At 73.8% G+C, this 15,223-nt stretch carries 14 protein-coding genes and 1 pseudogene; 6 read left to right on the top strand and 9 right to left on the bottom strand.

Going from position 1 to position 15,223, the window contains the following annotated elements; translation table 11 throughout:
- Positions 1-106: 106 nt before the first annotated feature.
- The 7 genes from HF519_RS25645 to HF519_RS25615 all read right to left on the bottom strand — a co-directional run bounded on the left by HF519_RS25645 (position 107) and on the right by HF519_RS25615 (position 6,762).
- A complete protein-coding gene (locus HF519_RS25645; RefSeq protein WP_211170572.1) occupies positions 107-1,024 on the bottom strand; it encodes an MFS transporter in 918 nt (305 codons plus the stop codon).
- Positions 1,025-1,095: 71 nt separating this feature from the next.
- On the bottom strand, positions 1,096-2,166 hold the full coding sequence (locus HF519_RS25640; protein WP_169415563.1) for a gamma-glutamylcyclotransferase family protein: 1,071 nt from the start codon (positions 2,164-2,166) through the stop codon (positions 1,096-1,098).
- 10 nt (positions 2,167-2,176) lie between these two features.
- The gene (locus tag HF519_RS25635) at positions 2,177-3,082 is read right to left on the bottom strand and encodes a metal ABC transporter permease (protein WP_169415562.1); all 906 of its coding nucleotides are present in this window, start codon (positions 3,080-3,082) and stop codon (positions 2,177-2,179) included.
- Entirely contained in the window at positions 3,079-4,302 is a 1,224-nt protein-coding gene (locus tag HF519_RS25630) for an iron chelate uptake ABC transporter family permease subunit (RefSeq protein WP_169415561.1), read from the bottom strand. Before HF519_RS25630 ends, HF519_RS25635 begins: the two co-directional genes overlap by 4 nt.
- Positions 4,290-5,087, bottom strand: coding sequence for a metal ABC transporter ATP-binding protein (locus tag HF519_RS25625; protein WP_211170571.1), 798 nt, complete (start codon positions 5,085-5,087; stop codon positions 4,290-4,292). The genes HF519_RS25630 and HF519_RS25625 overlap by 13 nt, the downstream gene beginning before the upstream one ends.
- Before the next feature lie 11 nt (positions 5,088-5,098).
- Entirely contained in the window at positions 5,099-6,070 is a 972-nt protein-coding gene (locus HF519_RS25620; RefSeq protein WP_169415559.1) for a metal ABC transporter solute-binding protein, Zn/Mn family, read from the bottom strand.
- Positions 6,070-6,762 (bottom strand): metal-dependent transcriptional regulator, encoded by a 693-nt coding sequence (locus HF519_RS25615; protein WP_169415558.1) that lies wholly within the window; start codon positions 6,760-6,762, stop codon positions 6,070-6,072. Before HF519_RS25615 ends, HF519_RS25620 begins: the two co-directional genes overlap by 1 nt.
- A 116-nt stretch (positions 6,763-6,878) precedes the next feature.
- Here HF519_RS25615 and mtnA point away from each other — a divergent pair, with 116 nt between their 5' ends.
- From mtnA to HF519_RS33380, 3 genes and pseudogenes are all read left to right on the top strand, one after another.
- Positions 6,879-7,853 carry an S-methyl-5-thioribose-1-phosphate isomerase gene (mtnA, locus tag HF519_RS25610; RefSeq protein ID WP_169415564.1) on the top strand — a complete coding sequence of 325 codons (975 nt, stop codon included), beginning with the start codon at positions 6,879-6,881 and terminating at the stop codon, positions 7,851-7,853.
- Positions 7,835-9,010, top strand: a complete 1,176-nt coding sequence (locus HF519_RS25605) for an MFS transporter (RefSeq protein ID WP_312860344.1) — start codon at positions 7,835-7,837, stop codon at positions 9,008-9,010. Before mtnA ends, HF519_RS25605 begins: the two co-directional genes overlap by 19 nt.
- 157 nt (positions 9,011-9,167) lie before the next feature.
- Positions 9,168-10,342: pseudogene (locus tag HF519_RS33380) on the top strand (MFS transporter); the annotation flags it as partial.
- A 166-nt stretch (positions 10,343-10,508) separates the two neighbouring features.
- On the opposite strand, the gene HF519_RS25595 reads toward HF519_RS33380, so the two are convergent.
- Positions 10,509-11,150 carry an MBL fold metallo-hydrolase gene (locus HF519_RS25595; protein ID WP_169415557.1) on the bottom strand — a complete coding sequence of 214 codons (642 nt, stop codon included), beginning with the start codon at positions 11,148-11,150 and terminating at the stop codon, positions 10,509-10,511.
- On the bottom strand, positions 11,147-12,232 hold the full coding sequence (locus HF519_RS25590) for an S-(hydroxymethyl)mycothiol dehydrogenase (RefSeq protein WP_169415556.1): 1,086 nt from the start codon (positions 12,230-12,232) through the stop codon (positions 11,147-11,149). The genes HF519_RS25595 and HF519_RS25590 overlap by 4 nt, the downstream gene beginning before the upstream one ends.
- Positions 12,233-12,289: 57 nt before the next feature.
- On the opposite strand from HF519_RS25590, the gene HF519_RS25585 reads away from it, so the two are divergent.
- From HF519_RS25585 to HF519_RS25575, 3 genes are all read left to right on the top strand, one after another.
- Positions 12,290-13,108 carry an enoyl-CoA hydratase/isomerase family protein gene (locus HF519_RS25585; RefSeq protein WP_169415555.1) on the top strand — a complete coding sequence of 273 codons (819 nt, stop codon included), beginning with the start codon at positions 12,290-12,292 and terminating at the stop codon, positions 13,106-13,108.
- A gap of 35 nt (positions 13,109-13,143) precedes the next feature.
- Entirely contained in the window at positions 13,144-13,905 is a 762-nt protein-coding gene (locus HF519_RS25580) for an enoyl-CoA hydratase/isomerase family protein (RefSeq protein ID WP_169415554.1), read from the top strand.
- A 131-nt stretch (positions 13,906-14,036) separates the two neighbouring features.
- A partial coding sequence (locus HF519_RS25575) for a fumarylacetoacetate hydrolase family protein (protein ID WP_169415553.1) occupies positions 14,037-15,223 on the top strand: 1,187 nt, incomplete at its 3' end.

Below are 15,223 nucleotides of genomic sequence, written 5' to 3'. Positions count from 1 at the left end.
CCCACAGGGAAGAGGAACCGGTGAGCGCACCGTCCGTACAGACCGGGACCGATGAGGCCGACGGTTCGTTGATCCGGGTGGCGGGACTGGTCCGGGACGTCCCGGACTACCCCGAGGCCGGGGTGATCACGATCAGCATGCCGACCATCACGCCGATCAGAACGAGCAGCGACTCGGTCTCGCTGATCTCCAGCACCTGGGTCAGGTACGTCGGCATGTAGGTCAGCAGCGTGTACACCGCGACGTTGAGCAGGATCACGAAGCCGATCAGGTTGAGGATCTGCGGCCAGACGTTCCGGACGACCTCCTTGAACGGCGCGCTCGACGTCGCCCCGGCCTCCTCGGCGTGCCGGAACGCGGGGGTGTCCTCCAGCTTGTTCCGCAGGTAGAAGCCGATCAGGCCGAGCGGGCCGGCGACGAGGAACGGGATGCGCCAGCCCCAGCTGTTCAGCGCCTCCTCGGAGAGGCCCAGTTGCACCGCGGTGGCCAGCGTCGCGCCGAGCACGGTGCCGGCGAGCGTGCCGAACTCCAGGAAGCTGCCGAAGAACCCGCGCCGGGAGTCCGGCGCGTACTCGGCGATGAACGTGGCCGCGCCGCCGTACTCGCCGCCGGTCGAGAAGCCCTGCACCAGCCGGGCGGCCAGCAGCAGGAGCGGGGCGGCGACGCCGATCGTGGTGTAGCTCGGGATGAGCCCGATGCAGAACGTGGCGACCGACATCAGCACGATCGTCGTGGCGAGCACCCGGCGGCGGCCGAACTTGTCACCGAGGGGCCCGAGGACGATCCCGCCGAGCGGGCGCAGCACGAACGGGATCGCGACGCCGGCGAAGACCAACATCGTCTGGGCAGCGGGGCTCGCGTCCGGGAAGAAGTTGGCGCCGATCGTGGCGGCCAGGTAGCCGTAGATGGCGTAGTCGAACCACTCGATCGCATTACCCATGGCCGCGCCGGCGACCGCGCGGCGCACCGTGCGTTCGTCAGGTTCATCGACCGCCTGCTGCACGATGCTCTGTTCTGTCGACATGTTCCCTCGTCCCCGACTCCACGTGGGCCGCCACGCTAGCTCGGAAGAGGGATCGATGCAGGGCGGACGGCCTAGGCCGGCCAGCCCGAGGGCAGTGGAACGAGGCCGTGCAACGGGGATGACCAGGCATAGGCCCAGCACACCGTGCCATCGGTCACGGTAATTCGGATACGCCGGTATTCGGGGCCCTCGTAGGCGTCCAGCGCGGGCAGCAGCGCGGCCGGATCGCGGACCGGCACCACCCACCCCGGCGCCCCGTGACCGGCGCCCGGGCGCAGGGCCGGGTAGCCGCGCCGGGTGTCGAACACGGTGCCGCTCGCGACCGCGCGGCGCGGGGGCCCGGCGATGTGCGGCGCGACCAGGTGCCAGGACGGCTGGCCGGGCTGCAGCAGCCCGTAGACGAACACCGCCGCGGGCCAGCCGTCCGGGTGCGGGGCGCCGTGCACCGTCACCGCGTCCAGTCCATCGCCGTCCGCGGGCCGGCCGTCGAGGGTGCGGGCGTCCGCCTGGGTGGTGGCGGCGCAGCGGACGGTGCCGCCGTCGACCAGAAGCGGGCGGCGGATCGTGGTGTTGCCGAGGTAGCACCACGGGTTCTCGACGCGGGCGCCGTCCTCGGTCCGCACGATCCCGCTGCGCAGCCGGGCCAGCCGGTAGCGCCCACCGCGACCCTCACAGATGTCGAGCATCGCCACCTGCTCCGGCGTGGCCAGCCAGACGGCGTGGTCCTCGGCGGCGCCCGGCGCGGTGGCGAGGACCGCGGGCCGCTGATCGTCCCGGACGCGCAACCCGTACGCCCACACCGCGGCCAGGTCCTCGGTACGGGCCCACAGCACCACGACGGGACCGGCGAGGCCCAGGTTCCGGCGCAACCAGGAGATCTTCGACGGGTTGCGGTTGGAGCCGTAGGTGAGGACCGGCACCCGCGCGGCGAGCGGGGCCGCCGCCCGTGACGCCAGCCAGTCGTCGAGGTCGGTCCCGTCGACGCGCCAGCCGGCGAGCGCGGCCGGATCGGGTTGCAGCGCCCGGCCGGCACCGTCGACGTGCACGAACGACGTGGGCGGGACGGCACCCGGGTAGGGGTTGGCCGGGTTGGCCGGGAAGTCACCGTCCGGGTACGTCACCGACAGGCGGGCCCGGAGCATGACCTGCAGGCTAGCCGGGCCGCGGCCCGGCTCCCGCGGTGTCCACCGCCCGCGTGCGGTGCCGCATGGCCCGCGCCGCCGGCCCGTACCGTGGCGAGCCGACCAGGGCGAGCACGAAGCAGGCGGCGCAGACCAGGCCCATCGCGCCGGCGATCGAGCTGTCCAGCCCGAGCGCGATCCGGTGGCCCGCGACGGCGCCGATCCAGCCGATCCCGACCGTCAGGCCGACCATCACCACCAGCCGGTCGGTGAGCAGGTACGCGGTCGCCGCCGGCACGATCAGCATCGTCACCACGAGGATCGCGCCGACGGCCTCGAAGGCGGCCACCGCCGTGACGGCCACCGCGACGAGCAGCAGCCGTGACAGCAACCGCGGGCGCAGCCGGACCGTCGCGGAGAACTCCGGGTCGAACGTGGTGGCCTTGAGCTCCTTCCACAGCAGCGCGATCAGGGCGAGATTGGCCAGCACCACCACCGCGAGCACGACGGCGGCCCGGGCGACCTCGACGCCGCCGAGCGTGACCGTGTCGAACGGCGTGAACGCGATCTCTCCGTAGATGGTGGAGTCGAGGTCGAGGTGGATGCCGTCGGCGAAGTGGGTCACGCCGAGCACGCCCAGGGAGAACAGCGCGGGGAACACCAGCGCGATCGCCGCGTCCGAGGCGACCAGTCCGCTCGCCCGCAGCGCGTCGATCGCCAGCACGCACAGCACCGCGAACGCCGCCGCACCGGCGATCACCGGCAGCGGGGCCCGGGTCTGCCCGACCAGCCAGACGGCCACGATCCCCGGCAGCACGGCGTGGCTCACCGCGTCCGACAGCAGCGCGATCCGGCGCAGCACCAGGAACGGGCCGAGCAGCCCGCAGGCCGTCGCGACCAGCCCGGCGACGACGACGATGACCAGGTCGTCGTTCATCGTGCCTCCGGCGCCCGTGCGCGGCCATGGTCGCCGGACCCGCTGTCGCCGCCCGCGAGGGCCTTCAGCTGGGACACGGCGTCGTCGCCGAGGCTGCCGCGCAGGTCGGCGGGATCCGGTTCGCGGGCGTCCGGCAGCGTCACCGACGCGCCGTGCGCCAGCCAGGCCGACCACAGCGCGCGCCGCTCGGCGAGGTCGCTGCGGGCCGCGTGGCCGGCGGCGGTGAGCGCACCGTCCGGGGCGAGCAGCCCACGGCGGCGCAGCGCCGCTCGGGTCCGCCGGTCGCGGCGGCCGCGGTCCGGGGCGCCCGGGTCGGACAGCAGGGCGTCCTCGCAGACCCGGCGACGGCGGGCGGCCAACCGGCCGGCCTGCCAGGCCACGCCCCGGCCCGGCGCGAGCAGGAGCGCCACCACCGCGACCGCGAACCCGGCCAGGACGACCACCGGGCCGGTCGGCAGCTCGGCGCGGGTCGCGACCAGGGCGCCGGTCGCACCGACGGCCGCGCCGACGACCCCGGCGAGTGGCAGCACCCGGGTGAACCGGTCGACGAGCTGGCGGGCGGTCACGGTGGGGATGACCAGCATCGCGACCATCAGGATGGCCCCCACGAGGCGGACGCCGATCACCACGGCGACCACCAGCAGCCCGGTCATGAGCGCCTCCAGGGCGCGCACCGGCAGCCCGATGGAGCCCGCGTAGGCCGGGTCGAACAGCGTCGTCGTCAGCGCCCGCCTGCCGACACCCACCACCAGCAGGGCGGCGGCGCCCAGCGCGGCCATCACCGCGACGTCGCGCTCCAGCAGCCCGGCCGCCTGGCCGAACAGGTACCGCTCGAGGCCGGCCTGGTCGGCGTCGTCGGTGCTCGCGATGTGGGTCAGCAGCACGACGCCGAGGGAGAAGAAGCCCGAGAGCACGACGCCGATCGCCGCGTCCGGGCGGATCCGCCCGGCGCGCTCGATCCCGACCATGAGCAGGGCGGCCACGAGCCCGGCGACGGCCGCGCCGAGCAGCAGCCCGGGCACGTCCTTGACCCCGGCCACGAGGAACGCGACGCACACCCCCGGCAGCGTCGAGTGCGCGATCGCGTCGCCGACCAGGCTGCGCCTGCGCAGCACCGCGAACGCGCCGAGCACCCCGCTGGTCACGCCGAGCACGATCGCGCCGACCACCACGACCGTATCGGTGTAGGGCAGGCCGAGCAGGCTGCTCAGCCGGTCCACGCCACGACCTCGTCGGCCGGTTCGGCGCCGGCGCCGTAGGCGGCGCGCACCGCGTCCCCGGTGAGCACCTCGGCGGTCGGCCCGCAGCCCAGCGCGCGCACGTTGAGCAGCAGCGTCCAGTCGAACGCGGCCCGGACCTGCGCGATGTCGTGGTGCACGACGATCACCGAGCCGCCGGCGTCGCGGAGTTCACCGAGCAGCCCGAGCAGGTCGGCCTGGGTCCGGGCGTCGATGCCGGCGAACGGCTCGTCCATCAGCAGCACCGGGGCCTGCTGGGCCAGCGCGCGGGCGAGGAACACCCGCTGGCGCTGGCCGCCGGAGAGCTGCCCGATCTGGCGGCGCCCGAACGCGGCCATCCCGACCCGGTCCAGGCATTCGCCGGCGATCCGCCGGTCGTGCCGGCCGACCCTGCGGAACCAGCCGACGGAGCGGTAGCGGCCCATCTCGACCACCTCGCGGACGGTGATCGGGAAGTCCCAGTCCACCGACTCGCGCTGCGGGACGTAGGCCACCCGGTCCCGCGCCGACGCGCCGTCGTCGCCGGCCACCAGCACCCGGCCGGCGTCGGCGGGGACGAGGCCCAGGGCGGCCTTCAGCAGGGTCGACTTGCCCGCGCCGTTCGGGCCGACGATCGCGCTGAGGGCGCCGGTGGGGAAGCGGGCGTCGACCTCCCAGAGCACGGGCGCGGCGCGGTAGGACACGGTCAGCGACCGCACCTCGAGTGCCGCGGTGTCGTCCGGCGCCGTGGTCGTCGGCGCGGTCGCCCGGTCCCTGCGGCTCGGCATCAGCATCCCGGTCAGCCCCCCTGCGTGACGGTGGTGGCACTCAACGAGTCGGCGATGCGTCCGGCGTTGGCCCGCAGCATCCCGATGTAGCTGCCCTCGGGTGTGTCCGGGGCCCCAGCGGCGTCGGTGAACAGTTCGCCGCCGACGCGGGCCTGCTGGCCGCGTCGAGCGGCCGCGGCGAGCAGCGCGTCAATGGTCTGCCGCGGGACGCTGGTCTCCACGAACACGGCCGGCACGGCGCGGCTCGCGAGCAGGTCGGCGACGCGTTCGACGTCGGCTGTGGTGGCCTCGGCGGCGGTCGAGATGCCCTGGATGGCGGCGACCTCGATGCCGTAGCGCCGCCCGAAGTAGGCGAACGCGTCGTGCGAGGTGACGAGCAGCCGGTGCGCGGGTGGGATCGCCGCGATCCGGGTGCGGACCTCGGTGTCGAGCGCGCGCAGTTCGCTGCGGTAGGCGTCCAGGTTCTGCCGGTAGGTCGCAGCATGCTGCGGGTCGCGCTCGCTCAGGGTCGCGGCGATCGTGGCACTGACCTGTTCCCAGAGCGTGACGTCGAACCAGATGTGCGGGTCGTACTGACCGGGGGCGCCGCCGGGAGCGGGGAGCAGCGCCTCGCGGGGGATGCCGTCGGTGACGGCCGTGGTGGTCTGATGCTGTGCGAGGTCGGCGAGCAGGTCGGCCATCTTGCCCTCGAGCCCGAGCCCGCCGTAGAAGACGATGTCGGCCTCGCGCAGTGCGCGGACGTCCTGGGCGCTCGCCCGGTACAGGTGCGGGTCGACGCCGGGCCCCATCAGGCCGGTCACCTCCACCCGGTCACCGCCGATGCGGCGGACGGTGTCGGTGATGAAGTTGGTGGTCGTGGTGACCCGCACGGCCCGCTCTCCGATCGGTGCGGCGGCGGCCGTGGGCGGGCCGGCTGTGCAGCCGGCCAGCGCGAGCAGCGCGGCGAGGGCGGCGAGAACGACGCGCAGCGTTCCCGCCGTCATCACCGGGCCTCCCGGCCGTGCACCAGGCTGGTCAGGGGCTCCCCCAGGGCGTGCGACCGGCCGTGGAGGCGGACCCAGAGCGGGCCGCCGAAGGGCTGGCGCTCCTGCACCTCCAGGGTGATCCCGGGCCGGATGCCGAGCCCGGCGAGATGGCGCAGGGCGGCGTCGTCGTGGTCGTAGACGCGCTCGACCAGGAACCGGCAGCCGACGGGTGCGGTGTCGAGCCGGGTGCCCCAGTACTCCTCGTGCCCGCCACCGGGCATCGGGATCGGGTCCCCGTGCGGGTCGCGCTCCGGACGGCCCAGGATCTCGTCGATCCGGTCCAGCAGCCGGTCGGACACCGCGTGCTCGAGCAGGTCGGCCTCGGCGTGCACCTCGTCCCAGGGCAGCCCGAGCACCTCGGCGAGGAACGTCTCCAGCAGCCGGTGCCTGCGGACGATGGTCCGGGCGTGTTCGGCGCCGTGCCGGGTGAGCGTCGCGCGGTGGCCCTCGGAACGGTCGACGAGACCGTGCGCGGCGAGCCGTTTGAGCATCACCGACGCGGTCGGTGGGGTGACCCCCAGGGCCTGGGCGAGTGTGGAGGTGCTCACCGGTTCCCCCCGTCCGGACCGTACGAAGATCGTGCGCAGCGCGTCCTCCACCGCCGAGGTGTAGGTCAGCCCGCAGCAGGATGCCGAGCGCACATCGGACATTAGGGCCCTCTAACTTCCGAATGAGTCTCTGCTAACCCGGATCACTGTAAGGTCCCGCGCCGCAGTTCGGTGTCTCAATCTGAGAGCGGCGCGGGGCGGCCTAGGCTGAGGCCGTGCTGCCGCCGACGATCGCCTGGGTGGATGGCCGTATCGAGCTCGTCGACCAGACCGTCCTCCCGGCCCTGCGCGTGGTCGCGGTGGGGACCGTCGAGGAGCTCGTCGACGCCATCCGCCGCCTGGTCGTGCGCGGCGCCCCGGCGCTGGGCGCGGCCGGCGCGCTCGGGGTGGCGCTGGCCGCGCGGACGCTGGACGGCACGGAGCTCGCCGCCGCAGCGGTGAAGCTCGCCGAGGCCCGGCCGACCGCGGTCAACCTCGGCTACGGGGTGCAGCGGGCGCTCGCCGCCGCCGACCGCGGGCCGGACGCCGTGCTCGCGGCGGCGCTCGACGTGCTGGCCGAGGACGTCGCCGCCTGCCACGCGATCGGCCGCCGCGGGGCCGACCTGCTCGGTGAACTGTGCGGGCCCGGCCCGCTGCGGCTGCACACCCACTGCAACGCCGGCGCGCTCGCGTGTGTCGACTGGGGGACGGCGCTGGGCGTGGTGCGCTCGCTGCACGGCGAGGGCCGGGTCCGGTACGTCGTCGCCGACGAGACCCGGCCGCTGCTGCAGGGTTCGCGCATCACCGCGGTCGAGCTGGCCGAGATGGGCGTCCCGCACCGCGTGGTCGTGGACGGCGCCGGCCCGTCGATCATCGCGCGCGGGCTGGTGGACGCCGTCGTCGTCGGCGCCGACCGGGTCGCGGCCAACGGCGACGTCGCCAACAAGATCGGCACCTACCCGCTGGCCCTGGCCGCCGCCCGGGCCGGCATCCCGTTCGTGGTGGCGGCACCGGAATCCACGCTGGACCCCGCGACACCCGACGGTGCGGCGATCGAGATCGAGGAGCGGGCGGCCGAGGAGGTCCTCGTCGTCGGGGGCGTGCGTTTCACCCCGCCCGGCACCTCGGCCTGGAACCCGGCCTTCGACGTCACCCCCGCCGATCTCGTCACCGCGGTGGTGACCGAGAACCGGGTGTGGCGGCCCGGGGCGTGAGCCTCGGGGCGAGGTCGTCGTTCCGGCTGATGCTCGGCGCGACGCTGCTGGGGTTCGGCGGGTACGCCCTGCTGCTGCCGGTCGTGCCGCTGTGGGTGGCCCGCGGCGGGTCCGGCGCGTTCGGCGCCGGGGCCAGTACCGGTGTGCTGATGCTGACCACGGTTCTGACCCAGTTCGGTGTGCCGTGGCTGCTCGTCCGTTGCGGGCACCGGTTCGTCCTCGGAGCGGGGATGGCGCTGCTCGGCGCACCGGCGCCGCTGCTGGCGCTCTCGGCGGACCTGGCGCCGGTGCTCGCCGTGTCGGCCGTGCGCGGCGTGGGGTTCGGCCTGCTGACGGTGGCGGGCAGCGCGCTCATCGCGGAGCTGGTCCCGCCCGCGGAGCACGGCCGGGCCTCGGCCCGCTACGGGCTGGCGGTCGGGGTCCCGCAGCTCGTCCTGCTGTCGGCCGGCGTCGCGGTCGTGGAGCGGTTCGGCTTCACGGTGGTCTTCCTCGCCGCGGCGTCGCCGCTGTTGGGGCTGCTGCTGGTCCCGCTGATCCGGGTGCCGCCGCGGACGGACGGAGCGGCTCCCGCGCCGCCGGGTGTCGCGGTGTCCGAGGAGGCACCGTTGCGCCGCGTCGCGCTCGGCCCGGTCCTGGCCATGCTGACCTGCTCGATCGCGCAGGGCGGGCTGATCACGTTCCTGCCGCTCGTCGCCGCGGAACCCGGACGGGTGGTGCCGCTCGCCCTGTTCGTCACCGCCGCCGGCGCGCTGGCCGGCCGGTTGGTGGCCGGGGAACTGGTGGACCACCGGGGGATGGCCGGGCGGCTGCTCGTCCCCGGGATGCTGCTGGCCGGTGCCGGGATGCTGGCCGAGTTGCTCGGCGCGGGTTCGGCCGGTGCGGCGGCGGCGGTCGCGATGGTGGCCGGGGCGCTGGTCGTCGGGATCGGTTTCGGGCTGGTGCAGAACGACTCGCTGGTGGCGCTGTTCAACGCGGGCGGCCCGGCCCGCTACGGCACCGCGAGCGCGGTGTGGAACATCGCCTACGACGCGGGCACCGGGGCCGGTGCGGTCGGGCTGGGTGCCATCGCGGAGCCCTTCGGCTTCCGGGCGGCGTTCGGCGCCGCGGCCGTCCTGCTCGTGCTGGCGGCCCCGTTCGCCCGGGCCCGCCGCCGCTGATCCGAGCCCCGCGAAGCCGGCGGACACCGTCCGGCGCGATGTGGCCGTGGTGTGGACGGGGCACTGCGGGGGGCCCCGGCGGATACCCTCGTCACACGAACTACAGCCCGTCGTGATCGATGCCCGGACGGTGCGCCGGGCCGTCGGGGCGGCCGCCATGGGCAACCCGGTCGAGTGGTTCGACTACGGCGTCTACAGCTTCGTCGCCGTCATCATCGCCCGGCAGTTCTTCCCCGGCGGGGAGGACGGCAGTGGCCTGCTCGCGACCTTCGCGATCTTCGCGGTGGCGTACCTCGTCCGCCCGCTCGGCGGGCTGGTGCTCGGCCCGCTGGTCGACCGGATCGGGCGCAGGCGGGTGCTCGCGCTGACGATCGTGATGATGTCGGCGGCCACGTTCGCGATCGGGCTGCTGCCGACCTACGCCCAGGTCGGCGTGCTGGCCCCGATCCTGCTGCTGACCGCCCGGCTCGTGCAGGGCTTCGCCACCGGTGGCGAGTACGGCGGAGCCGCGGCCTTCATCGCCGAGTACGCCCCGGACCGCAGGCGCGGCTTCTACTGCAGCTTCCTGGAAACCGGCACCCTGGGCGGCTTCGTGCTGGCGGCCGGACTGGTCACGACGCTGCAGCTGACCCTGCCGCCGCAGGACATGGAGTCGTGGGGCTGGCGGGTGCCGTTCCTCGTCGCCGGCCCGCTCGGGCTGATCGGGCTCCGGCTGCGTTCGAAGCTGGAGGACACCCCGGCGTTCCGGATGCTCCAGCAGGAGCAGGACGTGCCCGACGCCCCGATGCGGGAGCTGCTGACCCGGGTTGGCGCCCGATCCTGACGATCATCGGCCTGGTCCTGTTCTACAACGTGGCCGACTACACGATCCTGTTCTACATGCCTGCCTACCTGGAGGCGACGCTCGGTCTGGAGCCCACGACCGCGCTGCTCGCCGTGCTCGGCATGATGGTCGTGGTCGTGGTCGTGGTCGTGGTCATGGCGCTGGTGGTCCCGGTGGGCGCGCTGTCGGACCGGGTCGGCCGCAAGCCGCTGTTGCTGGCCTCGTGCGTCGGTTTCCTCGTGGCGTCCTACCCGGCGTTCCTGCTGATGAACCAGGGCTCGATCCGGCTGACCGTGCTCGGCCTGCTGATCCTCGGGCTGCTGCTGGTGCTGCTGCTCGGGACGATGTCGGCGACGCTGCCCGCCCTGTTCCACACCCGCGTCCGGTACGGCGGCTTCGCGATCGGCTACAACCTGTCGACGTCACTGTTCGGCGGCACCACCCCGCTGGTGCTCACCTACCTGGTGGAGCGGACGGGCAACAACGCCGTTCCGGGCCTCTACATCGCCGCCGCGGCGCTCGTCTCGCTCGGACCGGTGCTGGGCCTTCAGGAGAGCGCACGGCGACCGCTGCAGGGATCGCCCTCGGTGCTCGCCTCCTGACGCGCGCCGCTGCCTCGTCGGGGTCACCAGGGCCCGGTGACGGCGACGAGGCAGCGCGAGGCAGCGGGACGGTTCAGTGCCCGCGGGCGATCCACTCGTCGAGGTGCGGCAGCTCGGCACCGATCGTCGTCGAGTCGCCGTGCCCGGTGCGGACCGTAGTGTCGCCGGGCAGCGTGAGCAGCTTCTCCCGGATCGACTCGATGATCGTGTCGAAGTCGGAGAAGGACCGGCCGGTTGCGCCCGGCCCACCGTTGAACAGCGTGTCGCCGGTGAACACCGTGCCGAGCTCCGGCGCGTACAGGCAGGACGACCCGGGGGAGTGCCCCGGGGTCTGCAGCACGCGCAGCTCGATCCCGCCCGCGGTGAGCACGTCGCCGTCGGCGAGCTCCCGGTCGGGGGCCCGGTTCGGGTGCGTCATCTCCCACAGCGGCGCCTCGGCCGGGTTGAGCAGGATCGGCGCGTTGAACCGGTCGGCCAGGCGCGGGGCCTGGTTCACGTGGTCGTCGTGCGCGTGGGTGCACACCACGGCCGCCACCCGCCGCCCACCGATCGCGTCCGCGATCCGCTCGGCGTCGTGTGCGGCGTCGATGACGATGACCTCGTTCTCGTCACCGACGATCCAGACGTTGTTGTCGACGTCCCAGGTGCCGCCGTCCAGGGAGAACGTCCCCGAGGTGACGACGTGGTCGACGGGACCCGCGTTCGAGGCGGTCACAGGACCACCACCGATCGCAGGACCTCGCCGCGCTCCATCCGGTGGAACGCCTCCTCGATGGCGTCGATGCCGATCTCCTCGGACACGAACTTGTCCAGCGGGAGCCGGCCCTGCAGGTACAGGTCGATCAGTGCCGGGAAGTCACGCGAGGGCAGGCAGTCGCCGTACCAGGACGACTTGGTCGCGCCGCCGTGGCCGAACACCTCGATCAGCGGCAGCTCGATGGTCATGTCCGGGGTCGGCACCCCCACCAGCACGGCGATACCGGCCAGGTCGCGGGCGTCGAAGGCCTGGCGGAACGTCTCCGGGCGCCCGACCGCGTCGACCACGACGTCGGCGCCGTGGCCACCGGTCAGCTCCCGGATCGCCTCGACCACGTCGCTCTCGCGGGCGTTGATCGTGTGGGTGGCCCCGAACTCCTTGGCCCAGTCCAGCTTCTTCGGGTCCATGTCGACCGCGATGATCGTCGTGGCGCCGGCGAGGTGGGCGCCGGCGATGGCCGCGTCGCCGACCCCGCCGCAGCCGATGACGGCGATCGAGTCGCCGCGGCCGACCTGACCGGTGTTGACCGCCGCGCCGATGCCGGCCATCACGCCGCAGCCGAGCAGGCCCGCCGCCTGCGGCCGCGCCGCCGGGTCGACCTTGGTGCACTGCCCGGCGTGCACCAGCGTCTTGTCCGCGAACGCGCCGATCCCCAGCGCCGGGGTCAGCTCGGTGCCGTCCTCCAGAGTCATCTTCTGGGCGGCGTTGTGGGTGTTGAAGCAGTACCAGGGCTTGCCCTTCTTGCAGGCCCGGCACTGACCGCACACGGCGCGCCAGTTCAGGATCACGTAGTCACCGGGCGCGACCTCGGTGACGCCCTCGCCGACCGACTCGACGACGCCGGCGGCCTCGTGCCCGAGCAGGAACGGGAACTCGTCGTTGATCCCGCCCTCGCGGTAGTGCAGGTCGGTGTGGCAGACCCCGCAGGCCTGCACCTTCACCACGGCCTCGCCGGGCCCGGGATCCGGGATGACGATCGTCTCGACGGAGACCGGCTGGCCCTTGCTGTGGGCGACGACCCCGCGGACCTTCTGCGGCATGACTATCGACTCCAGACATCTCGGCGGTGGGCGTGGCTCTCTCATAAGGAGCCTTTCATGGAATCGATACCCGGGTGCGTCGGGTTCGGCATCTCCCGAATGGGTATCGACGGGTGCGTGATTGAGCGCGAGGACCGGGGCAAGGTCGCCGTCATCCGCCTGGCTCGGGAGCCCGTCAATGCCATGGACGTCGAATTCCTGGAAGCGATCTGGAAGGAGATCCGTGAGCTGCCGGGCGGGGTGGCCCGGGCTGCCGTGATCACCGGCGCCGGGAACACGTTCTCCGCCGGGGTCGACCTGGGACGCCTCCTGGGCGGTGGCCAGCACTACGTGCACAACTTCCTGCCGCTGCTCAGCCGGGTGTTCGAGGCGCTGTTCACCTGCCCGCTGCCGGTGGTCGCGGCCGTGAACGGGGACGCCTTCACCGGAGGCTGCGTGCTGGCCTGCTGTGCGGACCGGCGGTTGATGGCCGACGGTGACGGGAGGATCGGGGTCCGGGCGCTCAAGGTCGGCCTGCCGATGCCCCGGATCGCGTTGGAGATCCTCAAGTTCGCCGTCGGCGAGACGACGGCCACCAAGCTGATGCTCGGCGCCGAGACGCACCTGCCGCGTGAGGCCGCCCGGTACGGGCTGATCGACGAGGTGGTCGGGCCCACCGAGCTCCTGGACCGGGCGGTCGATGAGGCGACGCGGATGGCCGAGGAGGTCCCGGCCGACACCTTCAACGTCACCAAGAGCCAACTGCACCGGGACACCGTCGAGCGCATCGACCGCTACAGCCGCGACGAGGATCTCATCGCGCAACGGCTGTGGGTCGAGCACCAGGTCGACGGGTGGGTCGCCCGCTTCGTGGAGTCGAAGAGCGAGACCGGCTGAGCGGACGAGCCCGCCGGTCCGAGTAGGTTCCCGGCATGATCGAGCGTGAGGATGTCGGAACGGACGGCCGGATCGCGGTGCTGCGACTGGCGCACGGGCCCGTGAGCGCCATGGACCTGGAGCTGTGCGAGGCCGTGACCGAACAGCTCCGCGGGCTGGTCGCCGACCCGGCCCGTGCGGTCGTGCTCACCGGCACCGGGTCGTCGTTCTCGGCCGGGGTCGACCTGCGCCGCATCCTCGACGGCGGCCCGGACTACGTAAAGCGGTTCTTCCCCGCGCTGGCCGAGATGTTCCAGGTGGCGTTCGAGCTGGCCAAGCCCGTCGTCGCCGCGGTCAACGGGCACGCGATCGCCGGCGGGTGCGTGTTCGCCGCCACCGCCGACGTCACGCTGATGGCCGAGGGCAAGGGCCGGATCGGGCTGCCCGAGATCAAGGTCGGCGTGCCGTTCCCGCGGATCGCGCTCGAGGTCATGCGCTACGCGGTCGGTGAGGTCGGTTACCGCAGGCTGGTCCTCGGCGCTCGGACCCACACCGCCGCCGACGCCCACGCGATGGGCCTGGTGGACCACGTCGTCGACCCGGCCGGGCTGCTGCCGCGGGCGGTCGAGATCGCCGAGGGCCTGGCGGCCGACGTGCCCGCCGACACCTTCGCCGCCACCAAGACCCAGCTGCGCCGGGAGAGCCTCGAACGGACCGCCCGCTACGCCGACGAGGACGAGACCGGCATCGCGCTGTGGAGCAGGCGGGCCACCGACGGCTGGATCGCGCGCTACCTGGAGTCGGTCACCCGGCGGTGACCGCCGGGCTCCTCCTCGGCACGGACGATCGGCGGTCGCCCGCGGGGGAGCCGGGCCGCCCCGGCGATCACGAGCTCGGTTGATCGTCGGCGCGGCTGCGGCCGGCGTGCGGGCGCCGCTACGGTGCGCTCATGTCGCTCGGCAGCCCCAGGCACAGAACCGCCGGCACCTCGGCCGCTCCCCCGATCGGAACGGCCCTGGGTGTCGTCGCCGGGGCCGGGCGGCCCGGTCCGTCCCGGATCGTGGCGCCGGTGGGCGATGCGGTGCTCGACGTGGGCGCCCTCGCCGCGACCCGGGGCGGCCCGCATCCCGGGCTGCTGGCCCAGCCCAACCTCGACGGGTTGCTCGGGGCGGGCCGGCCGGTCTGGCGCGAGGTCGTCGGCTGGCTGTCCGAGCAGCTGGCCGGCCCCGAGCGGCTGACCGGCTACCTGCTGCCCACCTCGGGCGTGGTCCCGGTACTGCCGTTCACGGTGGCCGACTACGTCGACTTCTTCGCGTGCGAGCAGCACGCCGCCAACGCGGGGCGGATCATCCGCCCGTCCGGGGAGCCGCTGGCCCCGAACTGGAAGCACGTGCCGGTGGGGTATCACGGCCGCGCGGGCACCGTCGTAGTGAGCGGCACCCCCGTCATCCGGCCGTCGGGGCAGCGCGGGCCCGCGGACGCCGGACCCAGCCGGGCCCTCGACGTGGAGGCCGAGTTGGGATTCGTGCTCGGACGCTCGGACACCGCTCCCGGCCGGCCGGTGCCGCTGGACGAGGCGCTCGATCACGTGTTCGGCGTGGTGCTGCTCAACGACTGGTCGGCGCGCGACATCCAGGCCTGGGAGAGCCGCCCGCTCGGCCCGCTGCTCGGCAAGTCGTTCGCGACGTCGATATCGGCGTGGGTGACACCGCTCGACGAGCTCGCCGCGGCCTGGGTGGACCCGCCACCGCGCGACCCGCAGCCGCTGCCGTATCTGGTCGGCCCCACCGACCGGGGCCTGGACCTCACGATGGAGATCCGGCTGAACGGGGAGCTGGTGTCGACCCCGCCCGCCGCCGATCTGTACTGGACGCCGGCCCAGCTCGTCGCGCACCTGACGTCGAACGGCGCCCCGCTGCGGGCCGGGGACCTGCTCGGCTCCGGCACGGTCTCGGGAGCGCGCCGCGAGCAGCGAGGGTGCTTCCTCGAACTGTCCTGGGGCGGCAGCGAGCCGGTGCCGCTCGCCGACGGCTCGTCACGCAGCTACCTGCTCGACGGCGACGAGGTGACGATCACCGCCAGCGCCCCCGCCCCCGACGGCACCCGCCTCTCCCTGGGCGAGGTCCGCGGCAAGGT

This window comes from Pseudonocardia bannensis, assembly GCF_012911875.1.
GTDB classification, from domain to species: Bacteria; Actinomycetota; Actinomycetes; order Mycobacteriales; family Pseudonocardiaceae; genus Pseudonocardia; species Pseudonocardia bannensis.
The sequence above is the reverse complement of the archived record's forward strand: the minus strand, read 5'-3'. Positions and strand labels throughout refer to the sequence as shown.

Excerpts from the sequence above, each read along its gene's own strand:
- HF519_RS25645 (WP_211170572.1), bottom strand. The coding sequence starts at position 1,024 with ATGTCGACAGAACAGAGCATCGTGCAGCAGGCGGTCGATGAACCTGAC.
- HF519_RS25640 (WP_169415563.1), bottom strand. The coding sequence starts at position 2,166 with ATGCTCCGGGCCCGCCTGTCGGTGACGTACCCGGACGGTGACTTCCCG.
- HF519_RS25635 (WP_169415562.1), bottom strand. The coding sequence starts at position 3,082 with ATGAACGACGACCTGGTCATCGTCGTCGTCGCCGGGCTGGTCGCGACG.
- HF519_RS25625 (WP_211170571.1), bottom strand. The coding sequence starts at position 5,087 with ATGCCGAGCCGCAGGGACCGGGCGACCGCGCCGACGACCACGGCGCCG.
- HF519_RS25620 (WP_169415559.1), bottom strand. The coding sequence starts at position 6,070 with ATGACGGCGGGAACGCTGCGCGTCGTTCTCGCCGCCCTCGCCGCGCTG.
- HF519_RS25615 (WP_169415558.1), bottom strand. The coding sequence starts at position 6,762 with ATGTCCGATGTGCGCTCGGCATCCTGCTGCGGGCTGACCTACACCTCG.
- HF519_RS25590 (WP_169415556.1), bottom strand. The coding sequence starts at position 12,232 with ATGCCGCAGAAGGTCCGCGGGGTCGTCGCCCACAGCAAGGGCCAGCCG.
- HF519_RS25585 (WP_169415555.1), top strand. The coding sequence starts at position 12,290 with ATGGAATCGATACCCGGGTGCGTCGGGTTCGGCATCTCCCGAATGGGT.
- HF519_RS25580 (WP_169415554.1), top strand. The coding sequence starts at position 13,144 with ATGATCGAGCGTGAGGATGTCGGAACGGACGGCCGGATCGCGGTGCTG.